At 68.5% G+C, this 1,269-nt stretch carries 2 protein-coding genes; both read left to right on the top strand.

Annotated features, from left to right (window positions below; all coding sequences use genetic code 11):
• A partial coding sequence (locus QZH66_RS16305; protein ID WP_305806926.1) for a TRAP transporter large permease subunit occupies positions 1 to 1,003 on the top strand: 1,003 nt, incomplete at its 5' end.
• A 13-nt stretch (positions 1,004 to 1,016) separates the two neighbouring features.
• A partial coding sequence (gene crcB / locus QZH66_RS16300) for a fluoride efflux transporter CrcB (protein ID WP_305806925.1) occupies positions 1,017 to 1,269 on the top strand: 253 nt, incomplete at its 3' end.

Below are 1,269 nucleotides of genomic sequence, written 5' to 3'. Positions count from 1 at the left end.
CAATGTGGTCGGCTGCACCATCTTCGCGGCGGTGTCGGGCTCGAGCGCCGCCACCTGCGCCACCATCGGCAAGATGACCCTGCCCGAACTCACGCGCCGCGGCTACCCCGAGCACATGGTGGTGGGCACGCTGGCCGGCGCCAGCACGCTGGGCCTGCTGATTCCGCCGTCCATCATCATGATCGTCTACGGCGTCACGGCCGAGGTGTCGATCTCCAAGCTGTTCATCGCCGGCGTGCTGCCGGGCGTGCTTCTGGCGGCGCTGTTCTCGGGCTACATCATGCTGTGGGCGCTGCGCCACCCCGAGCAGGTGCCGGCCGCCGACGAGAGCCTGACGCTGGCGCAAAAGTTCAGCGCCTCCAGAAGCCTGATCCCCGTGGTGCTGCTGATCGCCGCCGTGCTCGGCTCCATCTACACCGGCTTCGCCACCGCCACCGAGGCCGCCGCCGTCGGCGTGCTCGGCTCGCTGATCCTCTCGGCCATCCAGGGCTCGCTGAACTGGCAGAGCTTTCGCGGCGCCCTCATGGGCGCCACGCGTCTGTACTGCATGATCGCGCTGATCCTGGCCGGGGCGGCGTTTCTCACGCTGGCCATGGGCTACATCGGCCTGCCGCGCCACCTGGCCGAATGGATCGCCTCGCTCGGCCTGAACCAGGCACAGCTGATCGCCGCGCTGGCCGTGTTCTTCATCATCCTCGGCTGCTTCCTCGACGGCATCTCGATGGTGGTGCTCACCATGGGCGTGCTCATGCCCACGGTGCAAGCGGCCGGCATCGACCCGATCTGGTTCGGCATCTTCATCGTGCTGGTCGTCGAGATGGCGCAGATCACGCCGCCCGTAGGCTTCAACCTGTTCGTGCTGCAGGGCATGACGGGGCGCCAGCTGCCCTGGATCGCCAAGGTCGCCCTGCCCATGTTCCTGCTGATGTGCGCGGCCGTGGCGCTGATCTACGTCTTCCCGGGCATCGTCACCTGGCTGCCGCAGCAGATGTCATCGCGTTAAACAGGGGCTGCCGATGCTCAACGTCGCCGCCATCTGCCTGGGCGCCAGCCTGGGCGCACTGGCCCGCTGGCGCCTGGGCCTGTGGCTCAGCGTGGGCCACGGGCTGCCCTGGGGCACGCTGGCGGCCAACCTGATCGGTGGCTACCTCATCGGCGTATGCGTCGCCGTGTTCCAGGCCCTGCCCCAGCTCGACCCGGTCTGGCGCCTCGCGCTGATCACCGGCTTTCTCGGCGCGCTCACCACCTTCTCCAGCTTCTCGGCCGAGG

Source organism: Stenotrophomonas sp. YIM B06876 (assembly GCF_030711595.1).
GTDB lineage: Bacteria > Pseudomonadota > Gammaproteobacteria > Xanthomonadales > Xanthomonadaceae > Stenotrophomonas.
Note: the sequence above shows the minus strand (reverse complement) of the source record. Positions and strands in the feature narration are given on the sequence as shown.